We start from the raw sequence: 23,019 nt of genomic DNA, 5'->3' as shown, positions 1-23,019 counted from the left end.
ATTGGAAAGAGAACCTAGCATTATACCAGCGTGAAGCCCGGTCTGCCGGATTCAAGACGGGACCGCTGGTGGACGTGGTGTATCTAGGGTCTGAGAAGGAAGGTCACCGGGCCGTCGTTGACCAGGTCGACAACCATATGCGCCCCGAAGCGCCCGGTTTCCACCCCGCCGCGATGTTTTTCGCGGCAGATCGCCACCAATTGATTGAACGCCCGTTCAGCCTCCTGCGGCGGCGCGGCGGTGCTGAAGCCCGGCCGGTTGCCGGAGCTGGTGTCCGCAGCCAGGGTGAACTGGCTGACCAGCAGCAGGCCGCCGCCGGTGTCGGTGAGTGAGCGGTTCATCTTGCCGGCGTCGTCGCCAAATACCCGGTAGCCGAGCAGGCGCTCGGCCAGGCGCCGGATCTGCGCATCGCTGTCGCCGGGCTCCACCCCGACCAGGGCCAGCAGGCCGGGGCCGATCTGCCCGACGCTCTGGCCGTCGACGGTGACCGAGGCCCGGGTAACGCGTTGGATCAAGGCAAGCATGGGCATCCCGGGCAGCAAACTGTGCCGCGCAGCATGCCCAGCGCTGCCCGCCGTGTCACCTGCGGGTCTTCACCGGCCGCGCTGTTTAGAATTGCGCGGATGACACCTGATCTTCGCGCTCGCCTGCTGTATGCCACCGCCGCCACCGTGGGCCGCCTGCCCTGGCCGCTGCTCAAACGCGTGGCCGATGCGCTGGCCTGGAGCTGGCGCAAGCTCAATGCACGCGAGGCGCGCGTGGCGTGGCGCAACCTGGAGCTGGCGTACCCGGAGTTGAGCGCGGCACAGCGCACGCAGCTGCATGCACAGGTCCTGCGATCAACCGCACGCCAGACCCTGGAAGTGCTGCGCACCTGGACCCGCCCGCCGGCAGACAACCTGGCGCGCCTGCAGCGCAATGGCCAGGAGCTCTACGACGCGGCCCTGGCCTCCGGCCGCGGGGTGATCGTGGCCGCGCCGCACTTCGGCAACTGGGAGCTGCTCAACCAGTGGCTGTCCGAACGCGGGCCGATCGCGATTGTCTACCGGCCGCCGGAGTCCGAGGCGGTGGACGGCTTCCTGCAGCTGGCGCGCGGCGGCGACAACGTGCGCCAGGTGCGCGCCGAAGGCCCGGCCGTGCGGCAGCTGTTCAAGGTGCTCAAGGACGGCGGCGCGGTCGGCATCCTGCCCGACCAGCAGCCGAAGATGGGCGATGGCGTATTTGCGCCGTTCTTCGGCATGCAGGCGCTGACCATGACCCTGGTCAACCGGTTGGCCGAACGCACCGGCGCCACCGTGCTGTACGGCTGGTGCGAGCGCGCCGGCGACGACCTGCAGTTTGCGCTGCATGTACAGCCGGCCGACCCGGCCGTGGCCGACCCGGACCCGGTGCGCGCCGCCAGCGCGCTCAATGCCGGCATCGAACAGATCGCCCGGCGCGACCCGGCGCAATATCAATGGACCTACAAGCGCTACACGCTGCGCCCGCCGGGCAGTGGCGAAGCCAATCCCTACGCGACCGAGCGACATCCGCACTAGGCTACCGATCGCCAGCGGCCACTCGCCTTGCGAGACGGGCGCCGGTGCTGCCTGCACACCCGTCCCATCGGCGCCCGGGCCGTCCCGTCGGCGGGGCACAGCTACCGGGCGTGGATGGCGGCGTTGTGCCAGATGCCGCGCAGCCACTGGAAACGACGCTGCAATCGGGTCCGGCGCATCACGCGTCCTGCGGCCCCGCACGCGCGGGAGCGCGCGTCACGGCGCGCTCTTCCATCAAGCGCTTGCGGCAGGTTCGCGCGCAGAACGTGTCACGCCGCATCACCACCACGCTCAATCGTCGTGCGGGTCCGCAGGCGTGGCCAGGATGCGCTGATAGAAGGCCAGATCCAGCCAGCGCCCGAACTTGAAGCCGGCCTCGCGCACGGTGCCGGCGTGGGTGAAGCCGAACTGTTCGTGCAAGGCGATGCTGGCCTGGTTGCTGGCGTCGATGCCGCCTACCAGCACATGCACGCCACGCTGCTCGGCCGCCGCGATCAGGGCCTGCAGCAGCGTACGCCCCAGCCCCTTGCCGCGATGGTCCTGGTGCACGTAGATCGAGTGCTCGACGCTGTATTTGAACGCCGGCCAGGCACGGAAGGTGCCGTAACTGGCAAACCCCATCAGGGTGCCGTCGTCGTCTTCCACGCCGATCACCGGAAATCCGCCGGCGCGCTTGGTGGCGAACCAGCCGACCATACTCTCCGGTGGCCGTGGCCGGTAGTCGTACAGCGCGGTCGAATGGGCGATGGCCTCGTTGAAGATGTCCAGGATCGCACTGGCATGACGCGCTTCGCTGCAGTCGATAAGACGCATGGGATCTGCTGGGCTGAAAGATCGCCCGATTAGAAAGCATTGCCGGGCGCTGAACAACGCGGCCGGTGCGCAACCAACCGGTACCCACGCGGTCACTCATGCGCGGCCGCTGGATGCAGCGTTCCAGCCGGCGGTGGCAACTAGCGGCGGCGAAGCACGCGACAATGGCGCCATGCGTCCGGTCGCGGCGCGGCGGCGTCCGCCTTGAAGCGGCCGTGGCAATCCCCATCTGGAGTCGTGCATGAGCAGCCCCGTCCCCTCCCCCAGCGCACAGGCCTTCGGCGATCCGGCGGCGATCCGCTGCGAGCGCGCCGCGTCCGAACTGCGCGCCGGCCGGCCGGTGCTGCTGACCGCCGCAGGCGGGCGGTCGCGTGCGGTGCTGGCGCTGGACAGCAGCACGGCGCAGTCGTACGCCGCCTTCGCACGCGCCGCGCAGGGCCGCCACTATCTGTTTGTCACCCCGACCCGCGCCCAGGTGCTGGGGCTGACCGCGCCGCAGGGCGCACGGGTTGTGCTGGCCGACCAGAGCTACGACCAGTTGGCCGCCCTGGCCTATCTGCGCGACACCCCGGTACCGACACAGTGGACCGCCGGCGATGCGCTGGATGCCGGTGGCGCGGAGATCGCGCGGCTGGGTTTGCTGCTGCCGGCCATGCTGGCGGTGGAGCTGCGCGATGTGCACGACCATGCCGCCTTCGCCGGCTGCCAGTCGCTGGCCCTGGACGATTTGGGGAGCGGTTGCGCCACAGCGGCCGCCGCCGGCTTCGAGCTGGTCACCCGCACCCCGGTGCCGCTGCGCGGCCTGGGCATGAGCGAATTCGTGGTGTTCCGCGGCGGCGTGGCGCAGCGCGACCAGGTGGCGATCGTGGTCGGCCAGCCGGACCTGACCGCCGCCGTACCGGTACGCGTGCATTCCTCCTGTCTTACCGGCGACCTGTTCGGCTCGCTCAAATGCGACTGCGGCGACCAGCTGCGGCACGGGCTGGCCAAGCTCAAGGACCTGGGCGGCGGTGTGCTGCTGTATCTGGACCAGGAAGGCCGCGGCACCGGCATTGCCGCCAAGATGCGCGCCTACGGCTATCAACACGCCGGGCTGGACACCATCGACGCCGATGCGCAGCTGGGCTTTGGCCCGGACGAGCGCCGCTACGGCAGTGCGGTGGCGATGCTGCGGGGGCTGGGCATCGGCCGGATCCGGCTGCTGACCAACAACCCGGCCAAGGCCGAGCGCCTGCGCGCAGCCGGCATCGCCGTGGAGGACCGCATTCCGGTCACCGGCGACATCACGCCGGAAAACGAACACTACCTGCGCACCAAGGCCACCCGCGCGGGCCATGCGCTGGATGTGGATGCGCTGATCCTGGCGGCGCAGTAGCGCGCCCGGCGCCGGGTGCGCCTGCACTCGGCGCCCGGCTATGCTTGCGAACCGCTTCTGCAGGCCCGCCTCGTGCACGACGTTCCACCGCCGCACCCCGACATCCTGGTCCCCGTCGCGCCTGCCCAGCTTGCGGCCGCAGACCACGCGCAGTGGCAGCAGTTGCCGCGGCGTGGCGCTTATGTCGCGGCGGCCAACGGTGTGCTCGGCGGCGGATGTGCCGGGCTGATCGCCGCCGGCGTTGCGCTCACCGCGCTGCATGCCTGGCGCTATTGGCCGGTGGCGCCGGGCGTGATGCTGGTGCTCGCGCTGCTGTGCGCGTGGCTGGCGGTCAAACGGCACCGGCTCACGCTGTGGAAACTCGACCAGCATGGTCTGGCGCTGCAACGTGGCCACCTGTGGCAAAGCGATACGCGGGTGCCGATCTCGCGCGTGCAGCACGTGGACCTGCGCCGCGGCCCGATCGAACGCGCCACCCGGCTGACCACGCTGGTGGTACACACCGCCGGCAGCCGGCTCAACGCCGTGGCGGTGTCCGGGCTGGATCAGGCCGATGCCGAACAGCTGCGCGACCGCCTCGCCCGCCAGCTTGATCACCACGACGACGCGCTGTGAGCGCCGTGCAGCGCTCCGGAGATGACGAGCAGCGCCTGCATCCGCTGTCGTGGATGTTCGTGCTGCTGCAGCAGATCCGCCAGTTCCTGATCCCGCTGGTGGCACTGATCGTGTTCGGCAGCCGTGATGGCAGCCGCGACGTTGCCGACCACATCGCCACCGGTGTGGTGATGGCCGTGCTGGTGGCGATCTCGGTGCTGCGCTATTTCACCTATCGCTACCGCATTGGGGAAGACAGCGTGGCGATCCGCAGCGGGCTGCTGGAGCGCAGCCGGCGCGATATTCCGTTCGCGCGCATCCATAACGTGGTGGTGCATCAGTCGCTGCTGCATCGGCTGGCCGGGGTGGCCGAAGTGCGGCTGGAGTCGGCGGGCGGGCACAAGCCGGAAGCGGAAATGCGCGTGCTGCGGCTGGATCAGGCCCTGGCCCTGGAAGACCTGATCCGCCGCCGTGCGCAGCACCCGGACACTACGCAGGCGCAAATGCAGGCGCAGGACCGCAGCACCCTGCTACGTCTGCCGATGGCCGAAGTGATTCGCCTGGGCCTGATCTCCAACCGCGGCATGGTGGTGGTGGCCGCCAGTATCGGTGTGATCTACCAGATGATTCCGCGCCGCGTGGCCTCCACGTTCATCGAGACCAATGGCGAACTGGCCTACCGCTACGTCAGTCAGGTCCATCCGGGCGCAGCAGTCACCGCCACGCTGGTGGTAATCGCCATGCTGGCCGTGTTGCTGGCCATGCGCGCGCTCTCGGTGGCGCTGGCGGTAACGCAATACCACGGGTTTCATCTCAGCGAATCGGAGCGGCGCCTGACCGTGGAGCGTGGCCTGCTGACGCGCATCCGCAGCAGCGTGGCATTACGGCGCATCCAGTCGTGGACGCTGTACGAAAGCCGTCTGCACCGGCTGTTCGGCCGCCGCCAGTTGCGTGTGGACACCGCGGTGTCCGGCACCGGCGACACCCACGACAGCGCGCTCAAGGAACTGGCACCCATCGCCCCACCGCAGCGCTGCGATGCCTTGCTGCAGCGCCTGTTGCCCGACATCGCCTGGCCGCCGCAGCAGTGGCAGGCCGTTGCCACCCATTGCTGGTGGCGCCTGAGCCTGCCCACGGTGCTGATGCTGGTGCCGCTGGTGGCCGCGCTGGCATGGCAGATCGGCAGCCAGGCTGCATGGTTGCTGCTCTGGCTGCCGTGGAGCGGGTTCAAGGCGTATCGCCAGGTGCAGCGCATGGGCTATGCCGTAGACACACGCTATGTGGCGGTGCGTGGCGGGTGGTGGAAACGCTGGTGGCGGCTGGCCGAACTGGACAAGCTGCAGGCGCTGCAATTGCAGCGCTCGCCGCTGGACCGGCTGACCGGCACCGCCACGCTGTGGCTGGATACCGCCGGTGCCAGCGCCACCGGCCCGGCGCTGCGGCTGCGCTTTGTGCCACTGGCGCAGGCGCAACGGCTGCAGGGGCAACTGGCCGCCGCACTGGCGCGTCGCACGCTGCGCTGGTGAGTTGGGAATCGGGATTGCGATTGGGATTGGGTGAGGTGCTGGTTGGCAGCGGTATCTCGTCAACGCGCAACTAGCAGCGATCAGCGTTGCGCCGGGCCCCAGTATCCGAGCTCGCGGCGGATCTGCAGGCCGCGCCACACTGCGCCCAGCGGCTTGCGCCGCAGTGGACCGAGCTTGCCAGCGATGAAGTCCTCGGTCGCTGCAATCACCCGCTCCGACGATTGCCCGTCGCGGTACGGATGGATCGCATCGGCATAACTGGCCAGCGCACTGCGCAGCGCCGCATCCGGCGCCAACGCGCGCGCCAGCTGCTGCGGCAATTGCCCGGGCTGCTCGAAGTTCAGCATATGCGGCTGCGGCACGCGGTTGCGGAAGGTCACCACCGGTTTGTGCTGCACCACGAACTCGGACACGATCGACGAGGTATCGGACACCAGCACATCGGCCGCACGCTGCGCGGCAATCACCTCTTCGGGCTCGACGAACCGCGCGTTGGCACCGGCCAGCGCGCGATAGCGGTCGAACAGCTCCGGCGCGCATTTGGGATGCAGGGTGAGCAGCCAGTAGTGCGCACCGCGCGCGATGTCGGCGGCGATCTCGTCGTAGAGCACCGGTGCTGCGCTGAGGCGCTCGGTGAAGGTGGAACCGAACAGCAGCACCGGGCGGCCATTGGCCGGCGCACGCAGCGCGGCGCTGTGCCCGCCATCGTCGCGGAACACCGGGTCGAGCTTGGGCCAGCCGGTTTCGGCCACGGCAAAATGCCCTTCGCGCTCGGCCAGTGCGCGAAACGGCGCGGTGGTGGCCGGGCCTTGCGTGCAATATAGATCGAACAGCCCACGCACACGGAAGTGGCCGCGGTTGTCTTCGCGTTTCTGCACGTTGAAGCCATGGAACAGCTGCACCTTGGCACCGGCGATGAATGGCGGCACCCAGTTGGCCGCGCTGAACACCGCGCGCGGGCGCAAGGCCAGCGCATCGCGCAGGCCGACCTCGCGCACCCCCGGCAGCACCAGCCCGCGGGCACCGCCTTCGTACCAGGCGGCCACGGTGTCGCCGCGGGCCTGTAATGCCTGCGCCAATGGCGCCAGAATAGGCAACGCGTAACGCTCCGTTGCGAACAGCAGGTAATCGGCCATCACATGTCCTCTTCGACCGCACCCGACGAACGGCCTCGCATCAGCGCCTGCATTATCGCGTTCAACGAGGCCGATCGCCTACGCGACTGTCTGACCTCGCTGGCGTTCTGCGATGAGATCGTGGTGGTGGACTCCGGCTCCACCGATGCCACTGCGGCCATTGCCGGCGCGCACGGCGCGCGCGTGGTGCAACGCGCCTTCGATGGCTACCGCAGCCAGAAGGCGTATTGCGTGCAGCAGGCCAGCCACGACTGGGTGCTGTGCCTGGATGCGGACGAGCGCATCAGCGAGCGCTTGCGCGCATCGATCATTGCCGCACGCGATGCCGGGTTTCCTGCTGCTGCCGGTTACCGCTTCGCGCGGCTGTCGGACTATTTCGGCCGCTTCCTGCGGCATGGCAATGCGTATCCGGACCGGGTGCTGCGCCTGTTCGACCGCCGCCGCGGCGGCTGGCGCGGCAAGCGCGAGATCCACGAGGCGGCCAGCGTCGATGGTGCAGTGATCACGTTGCCGGGCGACCTGATCCATTACCCCTATCGCTCCTTGATGCAGCAGCTGTCCAAGACCCAGCGCTACGCACAGATGATGGCCGAGCACGATTACGCGCGCGGCAAGCGCGCCACCTGGAGCAAGCTGGTGCTGGCGCCGGCGTGGCGCTTCTGGCGCGGCTATCTGCTGCGCGGCGGCTTCCGCGACGGCTGGCACGGGCTGATCTACGCCTATGTGCGCGCCAACTACGTGCGCCAGAAGACCATCATGCTGTGGCTGTTGCAGCACCGGCAGCCGGTGCAGGACCCGCCACGCGCAGCGGAACCGCGCGGCGACTGAGTGCGCGGGGCGCTGCCGGGTCACACCCCGTTACGGGTGACCTGCAATGCCGGCGCGGCCTGCTGCGCCTGGCGCGCTGCCAGGCCCGCCAGCACGCCCACCATCGCGGTATAGAAACTGGCCGCCACCTGGTGCGCGAACATCGACTGGGTCAGCCCGCACAGCGCGTAGCTGATCACGAACATCACCCCGGCTGCGGCCGGTCCGCGAAACTGCACCTGCCCACTGCGCCGATGCAGACGCACGAACAGCCACAGCGGCACGCCGTAGACCGCAATCAGCAACAGCAACCCGGGCACGCCCTGGGTGGCGCCCCATTCGGCCAGGTCGTTGTGCGCATGGCCCAGATGGCAACGAAACAGGGCGTTGTCGGCCGCGCACGCCGGCAGCTCATGCATCGCATCGTCGAAACGGCCAACGCCGATGCCGGCGAGCGGATGCGTACGCAAGGTATCCCAGGCGACGTGCAGGCGTTCGATGCGTGCACCGGCAGACGAATCGCTGTCGCCGACCTCATAACGCTGCAGATCGCGCTGCAACTCGCCCAGGCGCATCTGGTCGGTCAAGGCGGGCACGCTGGCGATCACACCCACGGCCACGACCGCCCCGCCGACGAAGGTGAGCAGGCGTATGCGCGCGCTGTGCCAGGGCGCGCCCCAGATCAGGACGCCCACGGTTGCCAGCAAGGCCAGCCAGACGCCGCGGCTGCCGCTGAGCACGATCACCACCACCGTGGCGATGGCCGCGCCCACCAGCCAGCGCACGGCGCCGGTGGGACGGCAGAACGCCACCACCACCAGCAGCATCATTGCGATGTCGGCAAAGACAATGGCGTTGGTGAAGCCTTCGGCACGGTCGGCGCCACGCATCACCTGCACGATCGCGATCACCATGGCCGCCGCCAAGCCGGCCAGCGCGCCCCGCCACAGCCAGATCTGGCGCGGTTGCAAGGCATAGGCCCACAACGCCGCCCACGGCAGCACCAGAAAGCGCGAACGGTTGCCTACATCGCGCAGGCCATGCTCGAACAAGGCGATCGACAGCAGCGACATCGCAATCACCGCCACCGTCAGCCATCCCAGCGTACGCAAGGTCACATCACGCGCGGCGATGCCTGCCCGCAGGCCGCGCCAACCCAGCAACGACCCAAGCAGCAGGCACAGGCCGAACGGCAACAGGCCGCTGGGCATGCTCACCACCAGGGCGGTGAGCGCAAACACGCCCAGCTCGGCCATCCCCACCCCCGCCCGTGATACGACGGGCGCAGTGATGTGACGCGAGGCAGGCGGGATGTGCAAGGAAGTCATCGACAGATCGGCAGCAAAAGGAAGGTAGAACAGGCAGGGGGCGTCAGCGACGCCGGCCAAGCTAACGATGCGGCGCATGAATCCCTGCTAGACGGCCACCGGCGCGCGCATTGACGCAGCGCCTGCCGCACGGGCTGCGGGGATGCGCGCCTCACTCGACGTCCAGGTTGCCCTGCTCCTTTTCTTCGACCGCCTTCTCGGTGGAGCTGGCCACGCAGTCGCCCTGCACCGCATCGGCCGGCACCAGCCACCAGCGGCGGCGATTGGCCACGCCGACCAGTTGGCTGCGGCTGCGATCCACGCAGCCCAGCAAGGCGGTCTCCTGCACCATCAGCCAGCGCTGGCCCGGTTGCGCGGCCTGCCAGGCCACGCCGCGGCGCAGCTGTTCTTCCCACGGCACCTTGAAGCCGAAGGTCTGTGCCGGGCGGTCGGCCATCAGCAGGTTCTGCTCCTTCCAGGCCACCAGGCCGAGCTGTGCATCCGGGCCGATGCGCCGGCCAACCTCGCGCATCACCGCCCCGGCCGAACTGGAGTCGTTGAAGACGGGGTAGCAGACCAACCCGAACGCCACCCACCACGCACCCAGCAGCGAGGCGGCCGCCAGCGCGGAGCGGCGCACGCGCAACAGCAGCAGGCTGGCCGCGCCCCAGCTGCCGACCGCCAGCAGCAGCCAGCCCAGCGGGTCGGTCGCTTCGCTGCCGACACCGCGGCTGTCCATGATCTTCTGCTCGAACCCCGGATGCCCGATCAGCATCGCCGCCCCACCCGCAGCGAAGGCCACCGTCAGCAGCACCACGAAGCCGAACAACAGCCGTTGCACGCCGGCCCGGCGCAGCAGCCCCGCCGCCAACGGTGCCAGCGCCAGGCAGAACATCGGCAGCGCCGGCAGGATGTAGACATCGCGCTTGCCGCTGGGAATGGTGAAGAACACCAGCACCAGCAGCCACCACGCCAGCGGCAGCAGATAACGCGCATCGCGTCGCCGCAACCGCCGCCGCCATGCCGGCACCGCCCACGGCAGCAGCAGGATGGTCGGCAGCCACATCGTGGCCATGCTCTGCAGGTGGTACCACACCGGCTGCGCATGGTCCCAGGAGCTGGCGTAGCGCTTGGCGGTCTGGCGCAGCAGAATGTCGTTGAGATACACGCGGTATTCGGGCTGGCCGGCGGTCAGCGCGGTGACCATCATCGGCACGAACCACAGCAGGATCGCCACGAAGAAGAACAGCGGCCCGAGCCAGAAGCGGCGGTCACGCACATGCACGCGCACGCCCGGCCAGCCGCGCGCTGCGGCAATCCCGGCCGGAATCAGCATCAGCAACGCGATAATGCCCACGCCCTTGGTGATCACCCCCAACCCGGCAGCGAACCAGCCCAGCGTCCACCAGCGCCAGGCCGGGCCCATCAGCAGATGCCGCAGCAATCCGTAATTGGCCAGGGTGATCCAGAACACCACCAGCGGGTCGATCTGCGCCTTCTTGGCCTGGAAGGTGAAGTGCAGCGTGAACAACAGCATCCACGCCGCGTAGGCACCTACCCGCCGCGTCCACAACCGCCGGCCCAGGTCGTAGACGCAGGCCAGGGTGCCCAGCGCCGCGAGCAGCGACGGCAGCAGAAACGCCACCCGCCAGTTGCCCAGCAGCGTGTAGAACAGCGCCTGCAGCCACATCAGCATGGGCGGCTTGTCCGAGTACAACTCGTTGCCGCGGTGCGGGAACAGCCAGTCCCCGCTCATCACCATCTGCTTGGCGACCAGGGCAAAGCGCGGCTCGTCCGACGGCCAGGGGTCACGCAATCCGAGGCCGGCACCGATCACCAGCACAGCGGTGATGGCCAGCAGCCAGAAATCCTTCGAGGCACGGGTCTTGAGCATGGCGGGCAGCAGCGGGATGCGGGAGGGGGCGCCGAAACCGGCGCGCGATCAGGAGGCTTTTAGCAAACGTGCGTAGAAAAACCCGTCGCAGTGCTGCTCGCCGGGGAAGCGCTGCCGCCCCGGCCCCGCCGCGTGGCCGAACTGCGCCCCCAGCGGCTGTGCCTGTGCATCGGGCGTGCGCTGCAGGAAGGCGTCGATCTGCGCCTGGTTTTCGCGCGCCAGCAGCGAGCAGGTGGTGTAGAGCAGTTGCCCGCCCGGCCGCAAGGTCCGCCAGCTCGCATCCAGCAGGCGTGCCTGCAGCGCACACAGCGCATCAATGTCGTCGGCCCGGCGATGCAGCAGCACGTCCGGCTGACGGCGCACCACCCCGGTAGCCGAACACGGCGCATCCAGCAGCACCGCATCGAACGGCCGGCCGTCCCACCACGTGTCCGTATCGGCCGCGTCGGCCGCGTGCAATGCCACCTGCGCCGTCGGCACGGTGCGCTGCAGGGTCTGCTGCACGCGCTCCAGGCGGCGCGCATCCACGTCCAGCGCGGTGAGCTGCAGCGCCGGGTGCCGCTCCAGCAGATGCGCCGCCTTGCCACCGGGTGCGGCACAGGCATCGAGCACGCGCGCCGATGGCGCCAGCGGCAACGCATCGGCCACCTGCTGCGCCGACCCGTCCTGCACCGAGACCTCGCCTTCGGCAAAGCCGGGCAACTGGCTGACCGGCACCGCCGTGGACAGGCGCACCGCATCCGGCAGCACCGGGTCGGCCTGCGCGGCGATGCCCGCGTTGGTCAGACGTGCCACATAGGTGTCCGGGTCGGTGCGCCCGCGATGGACCCGCAGCCACATCGGCGCCATCTGCGCGCTGGCGGTAAAAATGGCTTCGGCACGCTCGCCCCAGTCCGCACGCAACTGCTTGCGCAGCCACGACGGCCAGCCGGCATCGTCGGCCACTGCCGGAAAGCCTTCGCGCTGCGCGCGCCGCAAGATCGCGTTGACCATGCCGGCCTGACGCGGCCGGCCCAGCGCGCGGCATGCCTCCACGGTGGCCGACAACGCCGCGTGCGCGGGCAGTTGCAGCACATCGAGTTGCGCAAAGCCGGCCATCAGCAGCGCCTTGAGTTCGGCATCGCGTGGCGGTAACGGACGTTCCAGCCATTGCCGCAACGCCACGTCATACGCCGGGCGCCGGCGAATGACCGCAAAACAGATCGCCTCCACCAGCGCGCGATCGCGTGGATCGGCCACGCCGGGCAAGGTGGCGGCCAGCTCGGCCTTCAACGAGCGGCCCTGGTCGAACACCGCCGTCAGCACGCGCGCCGCAACCAGGCGCGAGCCAACGCCCGCCGCCACCGTATCGGCCGACATCAGCGCAGCGCCGGCAGGTCGCGGCGCGCGTTGAGGTAATCGGCGGCGGTAATCGCCTTGCCGCCCTCACGCTGCAACACGCGCACCCGCAGCGCGCCCTGCCCGCAGGCGATGTCGATGCCCTGCTTGCTGGCGGCCAGCAGGGTGCCCGGCGGCTGCTGGTGGGCCAGCTCCAGCGCCACCGCGCCATGCAGGCGCACCCGCTCGCCGGCCAGGACCGCCTCGGCCACCGGCCAGGGGTTGAACGCGCGCACGCGCCGCGCCAGTTCCTGCGCCGGCTGCGCCCAGTCCAGCCGCGCCTGCGCCTTGTCCAGCTTGTGCGCATAGGTCACGCCCTCGGCCGGCTGCGGTTGCGCCACCGGACGGATGCCGGCGCGCAGCAGACCCAGGCCGTCGGACAGCACCTGCGCGCCCAGCGCCGTCAGGCGGTCGTGCAGCTGCCCGCCGGTTTCCTGCTCGCCGATCTCGATGCGTTGCGACAACAGCACCGGGCCGGTATCCAGGCCGGCTTCCATCTGCATCAGGCACACACCGGTTTCGGTATCGCCGGCCTCGATGGCGCGCTGGATCGGCGCGGCGCCACGCCAGCGCGGCAACAGCGAGGCGTGCACGTTCCAGCAGCCGTGGGTCGGCGCGGCCAGTACCGCCTTGGGCAGGATCAGCCCGTACGCCACCACCACCATCAGGTCCGCATCGAGCCCGCGCAGCGTGGCCAGCGCCTCGGGCGAGCGCAGGGTCTGCGGCTGGTAGACCGGAATGCCGCGCGCGATCGCTTCCAGCTTGACCGGCGAGGGGGTCAGCCCGCGCCCGCGCCCGGCCGGCCGATCCGGCTGGGTGTAGACCGCCACCACTTCATGCCGCTGTGCGGCCGCGCGCAAGGAGGCGACAGCGAAGTCCGGTGTACCGGCGAAGATAATTCTCATAGGGCGGGGATTCGGGATTTGGGATTCGGGATTGGCAACGGCGGGGTGCTGGCCGGGGCGGGAGTAGCGTGGGGCTGAAAGGCGCAGAGCGGGATTTACGCTGGGAGATTTGGCAAACCGGCGCCGGCACCCGCATGCCCCATCATCGATCGGGTGCGCTGAGAAGCGGGAATTGCATCCGGGACTCGATGCCCGTAATAGGCAGCTGCTTGGCGGTCACGCATTCCGCGCCCGAGGTTTCAAGGCCATCCGCCCCGGGACTTGGCGCAATGGCCATGTGCCGGCATAGCCATCAGATCGCACCGAGATCAGCGCTCGACGATTTGAAACCAGCCGGCTCACAGGCGCGCAAAAACCCGCGCTTACCAATCCTCAATCCCGAATCCCCAATCCCAGCCCTCAAGCCACATGCTTGCGCTGCTTGGCCAGCTTCTTGCGCACCATCTCGCGCTTGAGCGGAGACAGATAGTCCACGAACAGCTTGCCGTCCAGGTGGTCCATCTCGTGCTGGATGCACACCGCCAGCAGGCCATCGGTGCTGAGTTCCTGTGCCTTGCCGTCGCGGTCCAGGTAACGCACGGTGATCGCATCGGCACGGCTGACATCGGCAAAGATGCCCGGCACCGACAGGCAGCCTTCCTGGTACACCTGTTCGCCCTGGCGGGTGGCGATTTCAGGATTGATGAACACCTGCGGGGCGTTCTTCTCTTCGCTGACGTCGATCACCATGAAGCGCTTGTGCACGTCCACCTGACTGGCGGCCAGGCCGATGCCGGGCGCCTCGTACATGGTCTGGAACATGTCGTCGAGCAAGCTCTGGAACGCCGGGCTGGTGACCTCGGCCGCATCGACCGGCACGGCCTTGGTACGCAGCCGCGGATCGGGAAATTCGAGAATAGGGAGCAAAGCCATGGGGTTACCCGTCTGGGACACCGGCGCGGCGCCGGCAAGACGGTGTCATTCTAGCGCAATGCTTGCGTGGCGCCCCGGTTTCTGGACTATAGTGCGCGGACCTGTTGGGGAATCAGGCAAGAAGGCACTCATGTTGAACCGACTTCGTACGGTCGTCGCTGCGGCGATGCTGATCGTCGCGACCTACGCTGCCGCGCAAGCGGTGGGCGAGCATCCAGAGACCTATGTGGTCCGCAAGGGCGATACCTTGTGGGACATCGCCGGGCGTTTCCTGCAAAAACCATGGCTGTGGCCGGAGATCTGGCAGGCCAATCCGCAGATTCAGAATCCGCACCTGATCTATCCGGGTGACGTGATCAGCCTGGCCTATCTGGACCGCGTCGGCAAAGGCACCATCCAGCCCGGCCCGCGCCAGGAAGCGCCGATCAACGCCATTCCGCTGGCCGACGTCGAGCCGTTCCTGAAGAACCTGCGCGTGGTCGACGACTTCGATCAGCTGCCCTACGTGGTGGGCCTGGAAGGCGGCCGCACGCGCGCCACCACCGGCCAGGTCGCTTACGTGGTCGGCCTGGAAAACGCGCAGCCGGGCCAGCGCTTTGCGGTGGTTCGTCCGACCGTGAAGTTCAGCCTGCCCAAGCACAACGAAGGCCTGGACATGGCGGGCAACATCACCGCCGGCTCCGGCAACATCTGGAAGAACTTCATCGCGCCGAGCAAGCGCCGCGAGTTCCTCGGTTATGAGCTGGCGCAGGTCAACGTCGGCACCATCACCCGCAGCGCGGCAGGCGGCAACTCCAAGGCGGCGACCCTGCTGTTGCAGGACAGCGGCCGCGAGGTGCGCGCGGGCGATCGCATCGTCGCGGTCGAAGCACAGCCCTACGATCTGCAGTTCATCCCGCACCCGCCGTCCGAACAGGCGCTGCAGACCGAACTGCGCGTGCTGGCCATCTCCGACGCCTTCATCGTCGGCGGCACCCGCGACGTGATCGCCATCTCCGGCGGCGCCCGCGAAGGCATCAACAACGGCACCGTGTTCTCGATCTGGCGCAAGGGCCGCACGGTCAGCGACCGCGTCAAGCACGCGCGCTTCTCGCGGACCGACGACGATTTCAGCGGCCCGTCCGGCTCCACCGTCGGCCTGCCCGACGAATACGCCTCGCATGCGATGGTGTTCCGCACCTTCGACAAGGTGAGCTATGCGCTGGTGATGGAAAGCGTCAAGCCGACCGGCCTGGGGTACTTCGTCAAGCATCCCGACGCGCAGTAAGCGAAAATTCCGATGCATCAACGCGACGGCGCCCGAGGGCGCCGTCGTCGTTTGCGGCCTAGCCTGAATGCATGGCCCTGACTGCTCCCGACCTGCGCGCCCTGCTGATCCTGCTACTGGCAGGCGGCCGTAGCCCACCGCGAAAGGCATTGCTGACCACCTTCGCGTCGGCGGCCGAGATGCTGGCGGCCGGGCCCGAGGCGTGGCGCTCCGCCGGCTGCGACGAGGTGCAATCGCAGCGCCTGCACGCACCCGATCAGCAGGCGCTGGATGCGGCGCTGCACTGGTGCACACGGCCGGGGCACCACCTGATCGGCTGGCACGACCCGGACTACCCGGCCCTGCTGCGCCACATCGCCAATCCACCCATGGCCCTGTTCGTGGACGGCGACCCCAACGCGCTCTGGCACCCGGGCGTGGCCGTGGTGGGCAGTCGCTCGGCCACCGCCGCCGGCCGCGACCATACCCGCGTGTTCGCCTCCAGCCTGGCGGGCGCCGGGCTGAGCATCGTCAGCGGCATGGCCGCAGGCGTGGACGCGATTGCACACGAGGCCGCGCTGGCCCACCGCGACGCCATCACCGTGGCAGTGGTCGGCACCGGCACCGACGTGGCGTATCCCGAGCGGCACCACGGTTTGCGCGATCGCATCGCCGCACGTGGCGCGGTGGTCAGCGAATACCTGCCGGGCACCGGCCCGGTGGCGGCGCACTTTCCGGCCCGCAACCGGATCATCGCCGGGCTGGCCCTGGGCACGCTGGTGGTGGAAGCGGCGATGCGCTCCGGCGCCCTGATCACCGCACGCCTTGCGGCAGAAGCCGGCCGCGAGGTCTTTGCCCTGCCCGGCTCGCTGCACAACCCGCTCGCCCGCGGCTGCCACCACCTGATCCGCCAGGGCGCCACGCTCGCGCAGGAACCGGCCCAGGTCGTCGACGGACTGGGCCTGCTGTCGGGCGAATTGGCCAGCGCCTTGCGCGAACGCCTGAGCGCCCCCACTCAGGAGGCCAGGCCGATGCGCACCGCCACTTCCGTGCGCTCGGACCCCGACTACCAGCGCTTGTGGCAGGCGCTGGGCCACGACCCAACCCCTATGGATTCCCTGGTGCAGCGCACCGGATTGACGGCCGCCGCGCTGTCCTCCATGCTGCTCATCATGGAACTGGAGGGAGACGTGGTCACCGAGCACGGTCGCTATACCCGCAATCCTTAGTTTCTTCACCTCCACAGCGTCGCGCGACGCAGGCCGAGGGCAATGAAAGAGAGCATTCTCGATGTACTGCTGTACCTGTTCGAACATTACTTCAGCGAAGACGCGGACCTGGTCCGTGACCGTGACTCGCTACAAAATGGCCTGATCCAGGCCGGTTTCAGCCCCGCAGAAATCAGCAAGGCCTTCGATTGGCTGGACGCGCTCTCCGAGCAGCGGCCCAGCGTCGCGCGCCCGCATGTCGATGGGCCGGTGCGGATCTATCACGGGCCGGAGCTGGACAAGCTGGACGTGGACTGCCGTGGGTTCCTGCTGTTCCTCGAGCAACACCGCATTCTCGATGCCGATCAGCGCGAGCTGGTGCTGGACCGCGCCATGGCGCTGGACCAGGACGAGCTGGACCTGGACGACCTCAAATGGGTGGTGCTGATGGTGCTGTTCAACCAGCCCGGCGCCGAAGCGGCCTATGCCTGGATGGAAACCCAGATGTTCCTGGACGAGCCTGAACCCGTACACTGAGCCTTGAAGCCGCCACGGACGTGCGTGCAGGGGAACGGGGATGCGCAGTTGGTATTACGCCGATGGCAATCGCCATCGGCACGGGCCGGTGGCCGAGGACGCCTTGCTGGGTCTGTATCGCGATCACCTGATCGCCCTGGATACGTTGGTCTGGCGAGAAGGGCTGGACCAGTGGCTGCCCTTGTCCGCCTGTGCCGACACCCTTGGCCCGCCAATTTCCACTGATATGCGTGCGGCATCGGTTCCGCCGCCATTGCCGCCCGCTGCGGCGCACGCTCCGCTTCTTCATGCGCCCGCACCGCCTCTGCACCCACGCGGCAATACCGCTGGCTGGCCGTTGATTGCAGTGCTGGGCGCGGTGGCCGGCGTCTTCGTCGTGGTCGGCGTGATCGGGATCCTTGCCGCGATCGCGTTCCCGGCCTACAACGACTATCTGAACCGTGCCAGGGTGGCCGAGGCGATTGGCGAGTTGGCACCGTTAAAGCCGCAGATCGCCGAATTTCTTGCGAGCGAAGGTCGCTGCCCGGTCAACGATGACGCTGGCTTCAAGCCACCCGAGCAGTACGCGAGCGAGCGCTTGAGCAGCGTGCGCATCGGCCGTTTCGAGACGACCGCATGCGGCATCGAAGCGGTCATCCACGCGCCGAAGTCGGCCAGAATCGACGGCAAGGCGCTGTGGCTGGATCTGGATGCGGATGCCGGGAGCTGGAACTGCAGTTCCGAGATCGACGACGCCCAACTTCCGCCGCATTGCCGCGGCTGACCGCCTGCGGCACGCCAATGGCTACACGTTAAGGGGACGACATGACGCAGTGGTATTACGCCGACGCACAGCGGCAACGCCAGGGACCGGTGGACACGGACACGCTTGCCGCGCGCCTGTCGCAGGGCATCATCGACCGCTCCAGCCTGGTCTGGCGCGAAGGCCTGCCGCAATGGGTGGCCCTGCACGAGGTCGCCGCCGAACTGGGCCTTGATGGCGCGAGGCCTGCGGTGCCCGAGGCCGGCGGGCCGCCGCGCGTGGAAACACCGATCGATGCACCGCTGTCGGCTGCCGACAGCGCCGACGGCGCGCCTGCGATGGCGTCGCCGGTCGCGGCCCGGCCGGTCAATGACCACGCTGCCACGGCATCGCCCGCGCAGACGGCCGTTGCCGACGCCAGCGGCAGCGCCGTCGCTGGTGCCGCTGTGGCCACCGGCCTTGCCGGTCAATCTCCCTTGGTCGATTCTCCAGCCCACCCGCCACGCGACCACGCCCCATCACCGGACCGGCCGGCATGGTCCGCCCCGCCGGCAGACGCCACCGCCCCACCGCCAGCGTCGGGGCCGAGCCTGAGCGAGACCGCCGGCGCGGCTTCGGCACCCGGAAACGCACCGGCAAGTGCGACGACGCCGCTTCCGGGCGCCTGGGGTGACCCGGCCCTCGCCGCGCCCGCGGCAAGCGGTGCACTGCAAGATGCGCCGGTCGTCTACGCCGGCCTGTGGCGGCGCGTGGCCGCCAGCATCCTCGACAGCCTGATCACCACCTTCGCGGTGTACCTGATCGTGATCCCGCTGGTGTTCGTGGTGGCGCTGATGACCACCCGCGGCGACTCCGGTTCGGCCCTGGACGACGGCAGCGCGCTCGGCATTGCGATCCTGGTGATGTCCTACGGCATCGGCCTGGCCATTCCCACGCTGTACTTTGCCTGGATGCAGTCCAGCCGGCTGCAGGCCAGCCTGGGCAAGCTCGCCTGTGGCATCAAGGTGGTGCGCGCCGACAGCAACGGTGCCCGGGTCGGGTTCTGGCGCAACGTGCTGCGGTACCTGGCCTATATGCTGATCAGCGTCCTGACCTTGGGGATCGGCGCGGTCGTGGCGGCCTTCATGGCCGGCATGACCCAGCGCAAACAGACCCCGCACGACAAGATCTGCGACACCCTGGTGGTGGACCGCTGGGCCTTCACCGACCGCCCGGAGCTGCAGTCGCGAGGCCTGGACACGGTCACGATCGTGGTGCTGGCCATTTATGCGGTGCTGCTGGTGCTCTCCATCGTGGTCGTCGCGATCATGCTGGCAACCATCGGAATGAGCCAGAGCTAGCAGTTCGCCGCGCCAGGCGCTTGACACGGCGGCGTCCGCCGTGATCTTTCTAATAAGACGACTGAACGCCCGGGAGCACTCCCCGGGCGTTAACGTGTGGGAAACGGCCGATCTGCTTCCCTCGACCGGCCAATTAGGCCACGCTACCCGCCCCCCGGGCTCTGCCCCAAGAAGTTGCCACCATGCCCAAGCACCTGCTCATCGTCGAATCGCCCGCCAAGGCCAAGACGATCAATAAATACCTCGGCAAGGACTTCACCGTCCTGGCCTCGTATGGGCACGTGCGCGACCTCGTCCCCAAGGAGGGCGCGGTCGATCCGGACAACGGCTTTGCGATGCGTTACGACCTGATCGAGAAGAACGAGAAGCATGTCGAGGCCATCGCGCGCGCCGCCAAGGGCGCCGACGACATCTTCCTGGCGACCGACCCGGACCGCGAGGGCGAGGCGATCAGCTGGCACATCGCCGAGATCCTGAAAGAGCGCGGCCTGCTCAAGGACAAGCCGATGCAGCGGGTGGTATTCACCGAGATCACCCCGCGCGCGATCAAGGAAGCGATGCTCAAGCCGCGCGCGATCGCCGCCGACCTGGTGGATGCGCAGCAGGCCCGCCGCGCGCTGGACTATCTGGTGGGCTTCAACCTGTCGCCGGTGCTGTGGCGCAAGGTGCAGCGCGGCCTGTCCGCCGGCCGCGTGCAGTCGCCGGCCCTGCGCATGATCGTCGAGCGCGAAGAAGAGATCGAAGCCTTCATCCCGCGCGAATACTGGTCCATCGATGCGCACTGCCGGCATCCCTCGCAGGCATTCAACGCGCGACTGATCAAGCTAGACGGGCAGAAGTTCGAGCAGTTCACCGTCACCGACGGCGACACCGCCGAAGCGGCGCGCCTGCGCATCCAGCAGGCCGCGCAAGGTGTGCTGCATGTGACCGACGTGGCCAGCAAGGAGCGCAAGCGCCGCCCTGCCCCACCGTTCACCACGTCCACCCTGCAGCAGGAAGCTTCGCGCAAGCTCGGCTTCACCACCCGCAAGACCATGCAGGTGGCGCAGAAGTTGTACGAAGGCGTGGCGCTGGGCGATGAAGGCTCGGTCGGCCTGATCAGCTATATGCGTACCGACTCGGTGAACCTGTCGCAGGACGCGCTGGCGGAAATCCGCGATGTGATCGCGCGCGATTTCGGCACCGCCTCGCTGCCCGACCAGCCCAACGCCTACACCACCAAATCCAAGAACGCGCAGGAAGCCCACGAAGCGGTGCGGCCGACCTCGGCGTTGCGTACACCGGCCCAGGTGGCGCGCTTTTTGTCCGACGACGAGCGCCGCCTGTACGAGCTGATCTGGCGCCGCGCGGTGGCCTGCCAGATGATTCCGGCCACGCTCAATACCGTCAGCGTGGATCTGTCGGCCGGCAGCGAGCACGTGTTCCGCGCCAGCGGCACCACCGTGGTGGTGCCGGGTTTCCTGGCTGTCTACGAGGAAGGCAAGGACACCAAGAGCAGCGAGGATGAAGACGAAGGCCGCAAGCTGCCGCTGATGAAGGCCGGCGACAACGTCCCGCTGGACCGCATCGTCACCGACCAGCACTTCACCCAGCCGCCGCCGCGCTTCACCGAAGCGGCGCTGGTCAAGGCGCTGGAGGAATACGGCATCGGCCGTCCGTCCACCTACGCCTCGATCATCCAGACCCTGCAGTTCCGCAAGTACGTCGAGATGGAAGGCCGCAGCTTCCGCCCGACCGACGTGGGCCGGGCGGTGTCCAAGTTCCTGTCCGGGCACTTCACCCGCTACGTGGATTACGACTTCACCGCCAACCTGGAAGACGATCTGGATGCGGTGTCGCGCGGCGAAGCTGAGTGGATCCCGTTGATGGAGAAGTTCTGGGGCCCGTTCAAGGAACTGGTCGAGGACAAGAAGGATTCGCTGGACAAGACCGACGCCGGCAGCGTGCGCGTGCTCGGCACCGACCCGGTCAGCGGCAAAGAGGTGAGTGCGCGCATCGGCCGCTTCGGCCCGATGGTGCAGATCGGCACCGTCGAAGACGAAGAAAAGCCCACCTTCGCCTCGCTGCGGCCGGGCCAGAGCATCTATTCGATCTCCATCGAGGACGCGCTGGAATTGTTCAAGATGCCGCGCGCGCTGGGCCAGGACAAAGATCAAGACGTTAGCGTCGGCATCGGTCGTTTCGGCCCGTTTGCGCGCCGTGGCAGCGTGTACGCCTCGCTGAAGAAAGAGGACGACCCGTACACCATCGATCTGGAACGCGCGGTATTCCTGATCGAAGAGAAGGAAGAGATCGCGCGCAACCGCGTGATCAAGGAATTCGAGGGAAGCGACATCCAGGTGCTCAACGGCCGCTTCGGCCCGTACATCAGCGATGGCAAGCTCAATGGCAAGATCCCGAAGGAGCGCGAGCCGTCGTCGTTGACGCTCGCCGAGGTGCAGCAACTGCTGGCCGATACCGGTAAGCCGGTGCGCAAGGGCTTTGGCGCCAAGAAGGCCACGCTGAAAAAGAATGCGGTCAAGGATTCGGCCAAGGAAGCGAAGGACGCTGCCAAGAAGACCACGGTCAAGAAAACCGCCATCAAGACGGCAGCGAAGAAAGCGCCGGCCAAGAAGACCGCCACCAAGAAGGCGGCCAAGCGCGTGGTCAAGAAAACCGTGAGCAAGGCGGCAGGCTAAGGCAGCGCATGGACCACACGCTGAACCCGGACGGCGCGGTCGCTACCCTGCAACGGGGCGGCGTGATCGCCTACCCGACCGAAGCGGTCTGGGGCCTGGGCTGCGACCCGGCACAGGAAGCGGCGGTACTGCGGCTGCTGGAGATCAAGCGGCGCCCCGTCGACAAGGGCGTGATCGTGGTGGCGTCCGCCATCGAGCGGCTGTACGACTGGATCGATCTCGATGCGCTGGCGCCGGCGCGCCGGCAGGACGTGCTGGCCAGCTGGCCCGGCCCGCATACCTGGATCCTGCCGGTCACGTCCCGCGCGCCGCGCTGGGTCACCGGCACGCACGACGGGCTGGCCGTGCGCATCAGCGCGCATCCGGTGGTGGCTGCGCTGTGCGCGGCCTGGGGCGGCCCGCTGGTGTCCACCAGCGCCAACCTGGCAGGCGAGCCCCCCGCGCGCAGCCGCGAGGCCCTGGACCCGGCCCTGCTGGCGACCATCGACGGCGTGGTGGCGGGCGATGTCGGCGGGCAGGCGCAACCCACCCAGATCCGCGACGCACGGACCGGCCAGGTGCTGCGCGACTGAGCCACCGCCGGCCGAACAAGCCGGCGTCATGCGCATGCTGCGGGTTGGTGTCATCTTTACTTTCCGTGTGCGTGCGTTGGCGCAAGGCACGGCGCCACCGCGTTTGGCCCAAGGTGCACTGGACAGCGCCCGTCTGGCGGTTGCTGCGCTGCCGTGTAGGCCGCATCAGGCACGCACCTGGCCCGGCCGCTCGACCACGCCGCGCCCGGTCCCGACGCCCCTCTTCCGTCTTCGGCGGCTGTGCCTCCCGCATGCGACGCATGCCAGCCCGCTTCGCCTGATCGGCACGTCCGCGGTAACGACCCGGCGCGGCAGGCCCTGAGCTCTCGGCCGGGTATCGATCAACGAGCAGTCTCCTGGAGCGGCCGGGTTCCGCCACAAGCAGCACCCGGGCACCTGCGGCAGTGCCCAGCCAGGCAAGTTTGTCGCCTTCAGTGACGCTGCCATGCTGCGGCACGACGGCGTCGCAGGCGACAGCCCGCCACTTTGCGGCGCGGCCGCCGAGCGCGCAC

20 protein-coding genes are annotated in these 23,019 nt (G+C 68.5%); 12 read left to right on the top strand and 8 right to left on the bottom strand.

Annotated features, from left to right (window positions below):
- Window positions 1-83: 83 nt before the first annotated feature.
- On the bottom strand, window positions 84-524 hold the full coding sequence (gene dtd / locus ABQZ09_RS06020; RefSeq protein ID WP_047694681.1) for a D-aminoacyl-tRNA deacylase: 441 nt from the start codon (window positions 522-524) through the stop codon (window positions 84-86).
- A 99-nt stretch (window positions 525-623) separates the two neighbouring features.
- Here dtd and ABQZ09_RS06015 point away from each other — a divergent pair, with 99 nt between their 5' ends.
- Window positions 624-1,538: a lauroyl acyltransferase gene (locus ABQZ09_RS06015; RefSeq protein WP_039408481.1), complete on the top strand. Its 915-nt coding sequence runs from the start codon at window positions 624-626 to the stop codon at window positions 1,536-1,538.
- A 291-nt stretch (window positions 1,539-1,829) separates the two neighbouring features.
- On the opposite strand, the gene ABQZ09_RS06010 is transcribed toward ABQZ09_RS06015, so the two are convergent.
- Window positions 1,830-2,351, bottom strand: coding sequence for a GNAT family N-acetyltransferase (locus tag ABQZ09_RS06010; protein ID WP_166749411.1), 522 nt, complete (start codon window positions 2,349-2,351; stop codon window positions 1,830-1,832).
- A 241-nt stretch (window positions 2,352-2,592) separates the two neighbouring features.
- Between ABQZ09_RS06010 and ribA the strand changes: the two genes are divergently transcribed.
- From ribA to ABQZ09_RS05995, 3 genes are all read left to right on the top strand, one after another.
- A complete protein-coding gene (gene ribA, locus ABQZ09_RS06005) occupies window positions 2,593-3,726 on the top strand; it encodes a GTP cyclohydrolase II RibA (protein ID WP_349776395.1) in 1,134 nt (377 codons plus the stop codon).
- Window positions 3,727-3,831: 105 nt separating this feature from the next.
- Window positions 3,832-4,341, top strand: coding sequence for a PH domain-containing protein (locus ABQZ09_RS06000; protein WP_349776543.1), 510 nt, complete (start codon window positions 3,832-3,834; stop codon window positions 4,339-4,341).
- Window positions 4,338-5,846: a PH domain-containing protein gene (locus tag ABQZ09_RS05995; protein WP_349776394.1), complete on the top strand. Its 1,509-nt coding sequence runs from the start codon at window positions 4,338-4,340 to the stop codon at window positions 5,844-5,846. The genes ABQZ09_RS06000 and ABQZ09_RS05995 overlap by 4 nt, the downstream gene beginning before the upstream one ends.
- 80 nt (window positions 5,847-5,926) lie before the next feature.
- On the opposite strand, the gene ABQZ09_RS05990 is transcribed toward ABQZ09_RS05995, so the two are convergent.
- Window positions 5,927-6,985 (bottom strand): CDP-glycerol glycerophosphotransferase family protein, encoded by a 1,059-nt coding sequence (locus ABQZ09_RS05990; protein WP_349776393.1) that lies wholly within the window; start codon window positions 6,983-6,985, stop codon window positions 5,927-5,929.
- On the opposite strand from ABQZ09_RS05990, the gene ABQZ09_RS05985 reads away from it, so the two are divergent.
- Window positions 6,986-7,810, top strand: coding sequence for a glycosyltransferase family 2 protein (locus ABQZ09_RS05985; RefSeq protein ID WP_039413609.1), 825 nt, complete (start codon window positions 6,986-6,988; stop codon window positions 7,808-7,810).
- Between the two features lie 20 nt (window positions 7,811-7,830).
- Here the strand turns inward: ABQZ09_RS05985 and ABQZ09_RS05980 are convergent, their stop codons facing one another.
- From ABQZ09_RS05980 to def, 5 genes are all read right to left on the bottom strand, one after another.
- The gene (locus ABQZ09_RS05980) at window positions 7,831-9,117 is read right to left on the bottom strand and encodes an O-antigen ligase family protein (protein ID WP_349776392.1); all 1,287 of its coding nucleotides are present in this window, start codon (window positions 9,115-9,117) and stop codon (window positions 7,831-7,833) included.
- 151 nt (window positions 9,118-9,268) lie between these two features.
- Complete coding sequence (locus ABQZ09_RS05975; RefSeq protein WP_349776391.1) at window positions 9,269-10,990, bottom strand: ArnT family glycosyltransferase; 1,722 nt, start codon at window positions 10,988-10,990, stop codon at window positions 9,269-9,271.
- A 48-nt stretch (window positions 10,991-11,038) separates the two neighbouring features.
- Complete coding sequence (rsmB, locus tag ABQZ09_RS05970; protein WP_349776390.1) at window positions 11,039-12,349, bottom strand: 16S rRNA (cytosine(967)-C(5))-methyltransferase RsmB; 1,311 nt, start codon at window positions 12,347-12,349, stop codon at window positions 11,039-11,041.
- Complete coding sequence (gene fmt / locus ABQZ09_RS05965; protein WP_349776389.1) at window positions 12,349-13,272, bottom strand: methionyl-tRNA formyltransferase; 924 nt, start codon at window positions 13,270-13,272, stop codon at window positions 12,349-12,351. Before fmt ends, rsmB begins: the two co-directional genes overlap by 1 nt.
- 399 nt (window positions 13,273-13,671) lie before the next feature.
- A complete protein-coding gene (gene def / locus ABQZ09_RS05960) occupies window positions 13,672-14,184 on the bottom strand; it encodes a peptide deformylase (protein ID WP_039564470.1) in 513 nt (170 codons plus the stop codon).
- A 130-nt stretch (window positions 14,185-14,314) separates the two neighbouring features.
- Between def and ABQZ09_RS05955 the strand changes: the two genes are divergently transcribed.
- The 7 genes from ABQZ09_RS05955 (at window position 14,315) to tsaC (ending at window position 22,507) form a co-directional block, all read left to right on the top strand.
- The gene (locus ABQZ09_RS05955) at window positions 14,315-15,451 is read left to right on the top strand and encodes a LysM peptidoglycan-binding domain-containing protein (protein ID WP_349776388.1); all 1,137 of its coding nucleotides are present in this window, start codon (window positions 14,315-14,317) and stop codon (window positions 15,449-15,451) included.
- A gap of 71 nt (window positions 15,452-15,522) precedes the next feature.
- Window positions 15,523-16,659: a DNA-processing protein DprA gene (gene dprA, locus ABQZ09_RS05950; RefSeq protein ID WP_349776387.1), complete on the top strand. Its 1,137-nt coding sequence runs from the start codon at window positions 15,523-15,525 to the stop codon at window positions 16,657-16,659.
- A gap of 42 nt (window positions 16,660-16,701) precedes the next feature.
- Window positions 16,702-17,175: a DUF494 family protein gene (locus ABQZ09_RS05945; protein WP_003484452.1), complete on the top strand. Its 474-nt coding sequence runs from the start codon at window positions 16,702-16,704 to the stop codon at window positions 17,173-17,175.
- Between the two features lie 40 nt (window positions 17,176-17,215).
- A complete protein-coding gene (locus ABQZ09_RS05940; RefSeq protein WP_228314803.1) occupies window positions 17,216-17,938 on the top strand; it encodes a pilin in 723 nt (240 codons plus the stop codon).
- A gap of 41 nt (window positions 17,939-17,979) precedes the next feature.
- On the top strand, window positions 17,980-19,257 hold the full coding sequence (locus ABQZ09_RS05935; RefSeq protein WP_349776386.1) for an RDD family protein: 1,278 nt from the start codon (window positions 17,980-17,982) through the stop codon (window positions 19,255-19,257).
- A 182-nt stretch (window positions 19,258-19,439) separates the two neighbouring features.
- A complete protein-coding gene (locus ABQZ09_RS05930; protein WP_349776385.1) occupies window positions 19,440-21,935 on the top strand; it encodes a DNA topoisomerase I in 2,496 nt (831 codons plus the stop codon).
- An 8-nt stretch (window positions 21,936-21,943) separates the two neighbouring features.
- Window positions 21,944-22,507 (top strand): L-threonylcarbamoyladenylate synthase type 1 TsaC, encoded by a 564-nt coding sequence (gene tsaC, locus ABQZ09_RS05925; RefSeq protein WP_349776384.1) that lies wholly within the window; start codon window positions 21,944-21,946, stop codon window positions 22,505-22,507.
- Window positions 22,508-23,019 lie beyond the last annotated feature (512 nt).

This window comes from Xanthomonas sp. WHRI 6106 (genome assembly GCF_040202405.1).
GTDB classification, from domain to species: Bacteria; Pseudomonadota; Gammaproteobacteria; order Xanthomonadales; family Xanthomonadaceae; genus Xanthomonas; species Xanthomonas cannabis.
This window is presented reverse-complemented; position numbering and strand designations above follow the sequence as displayed.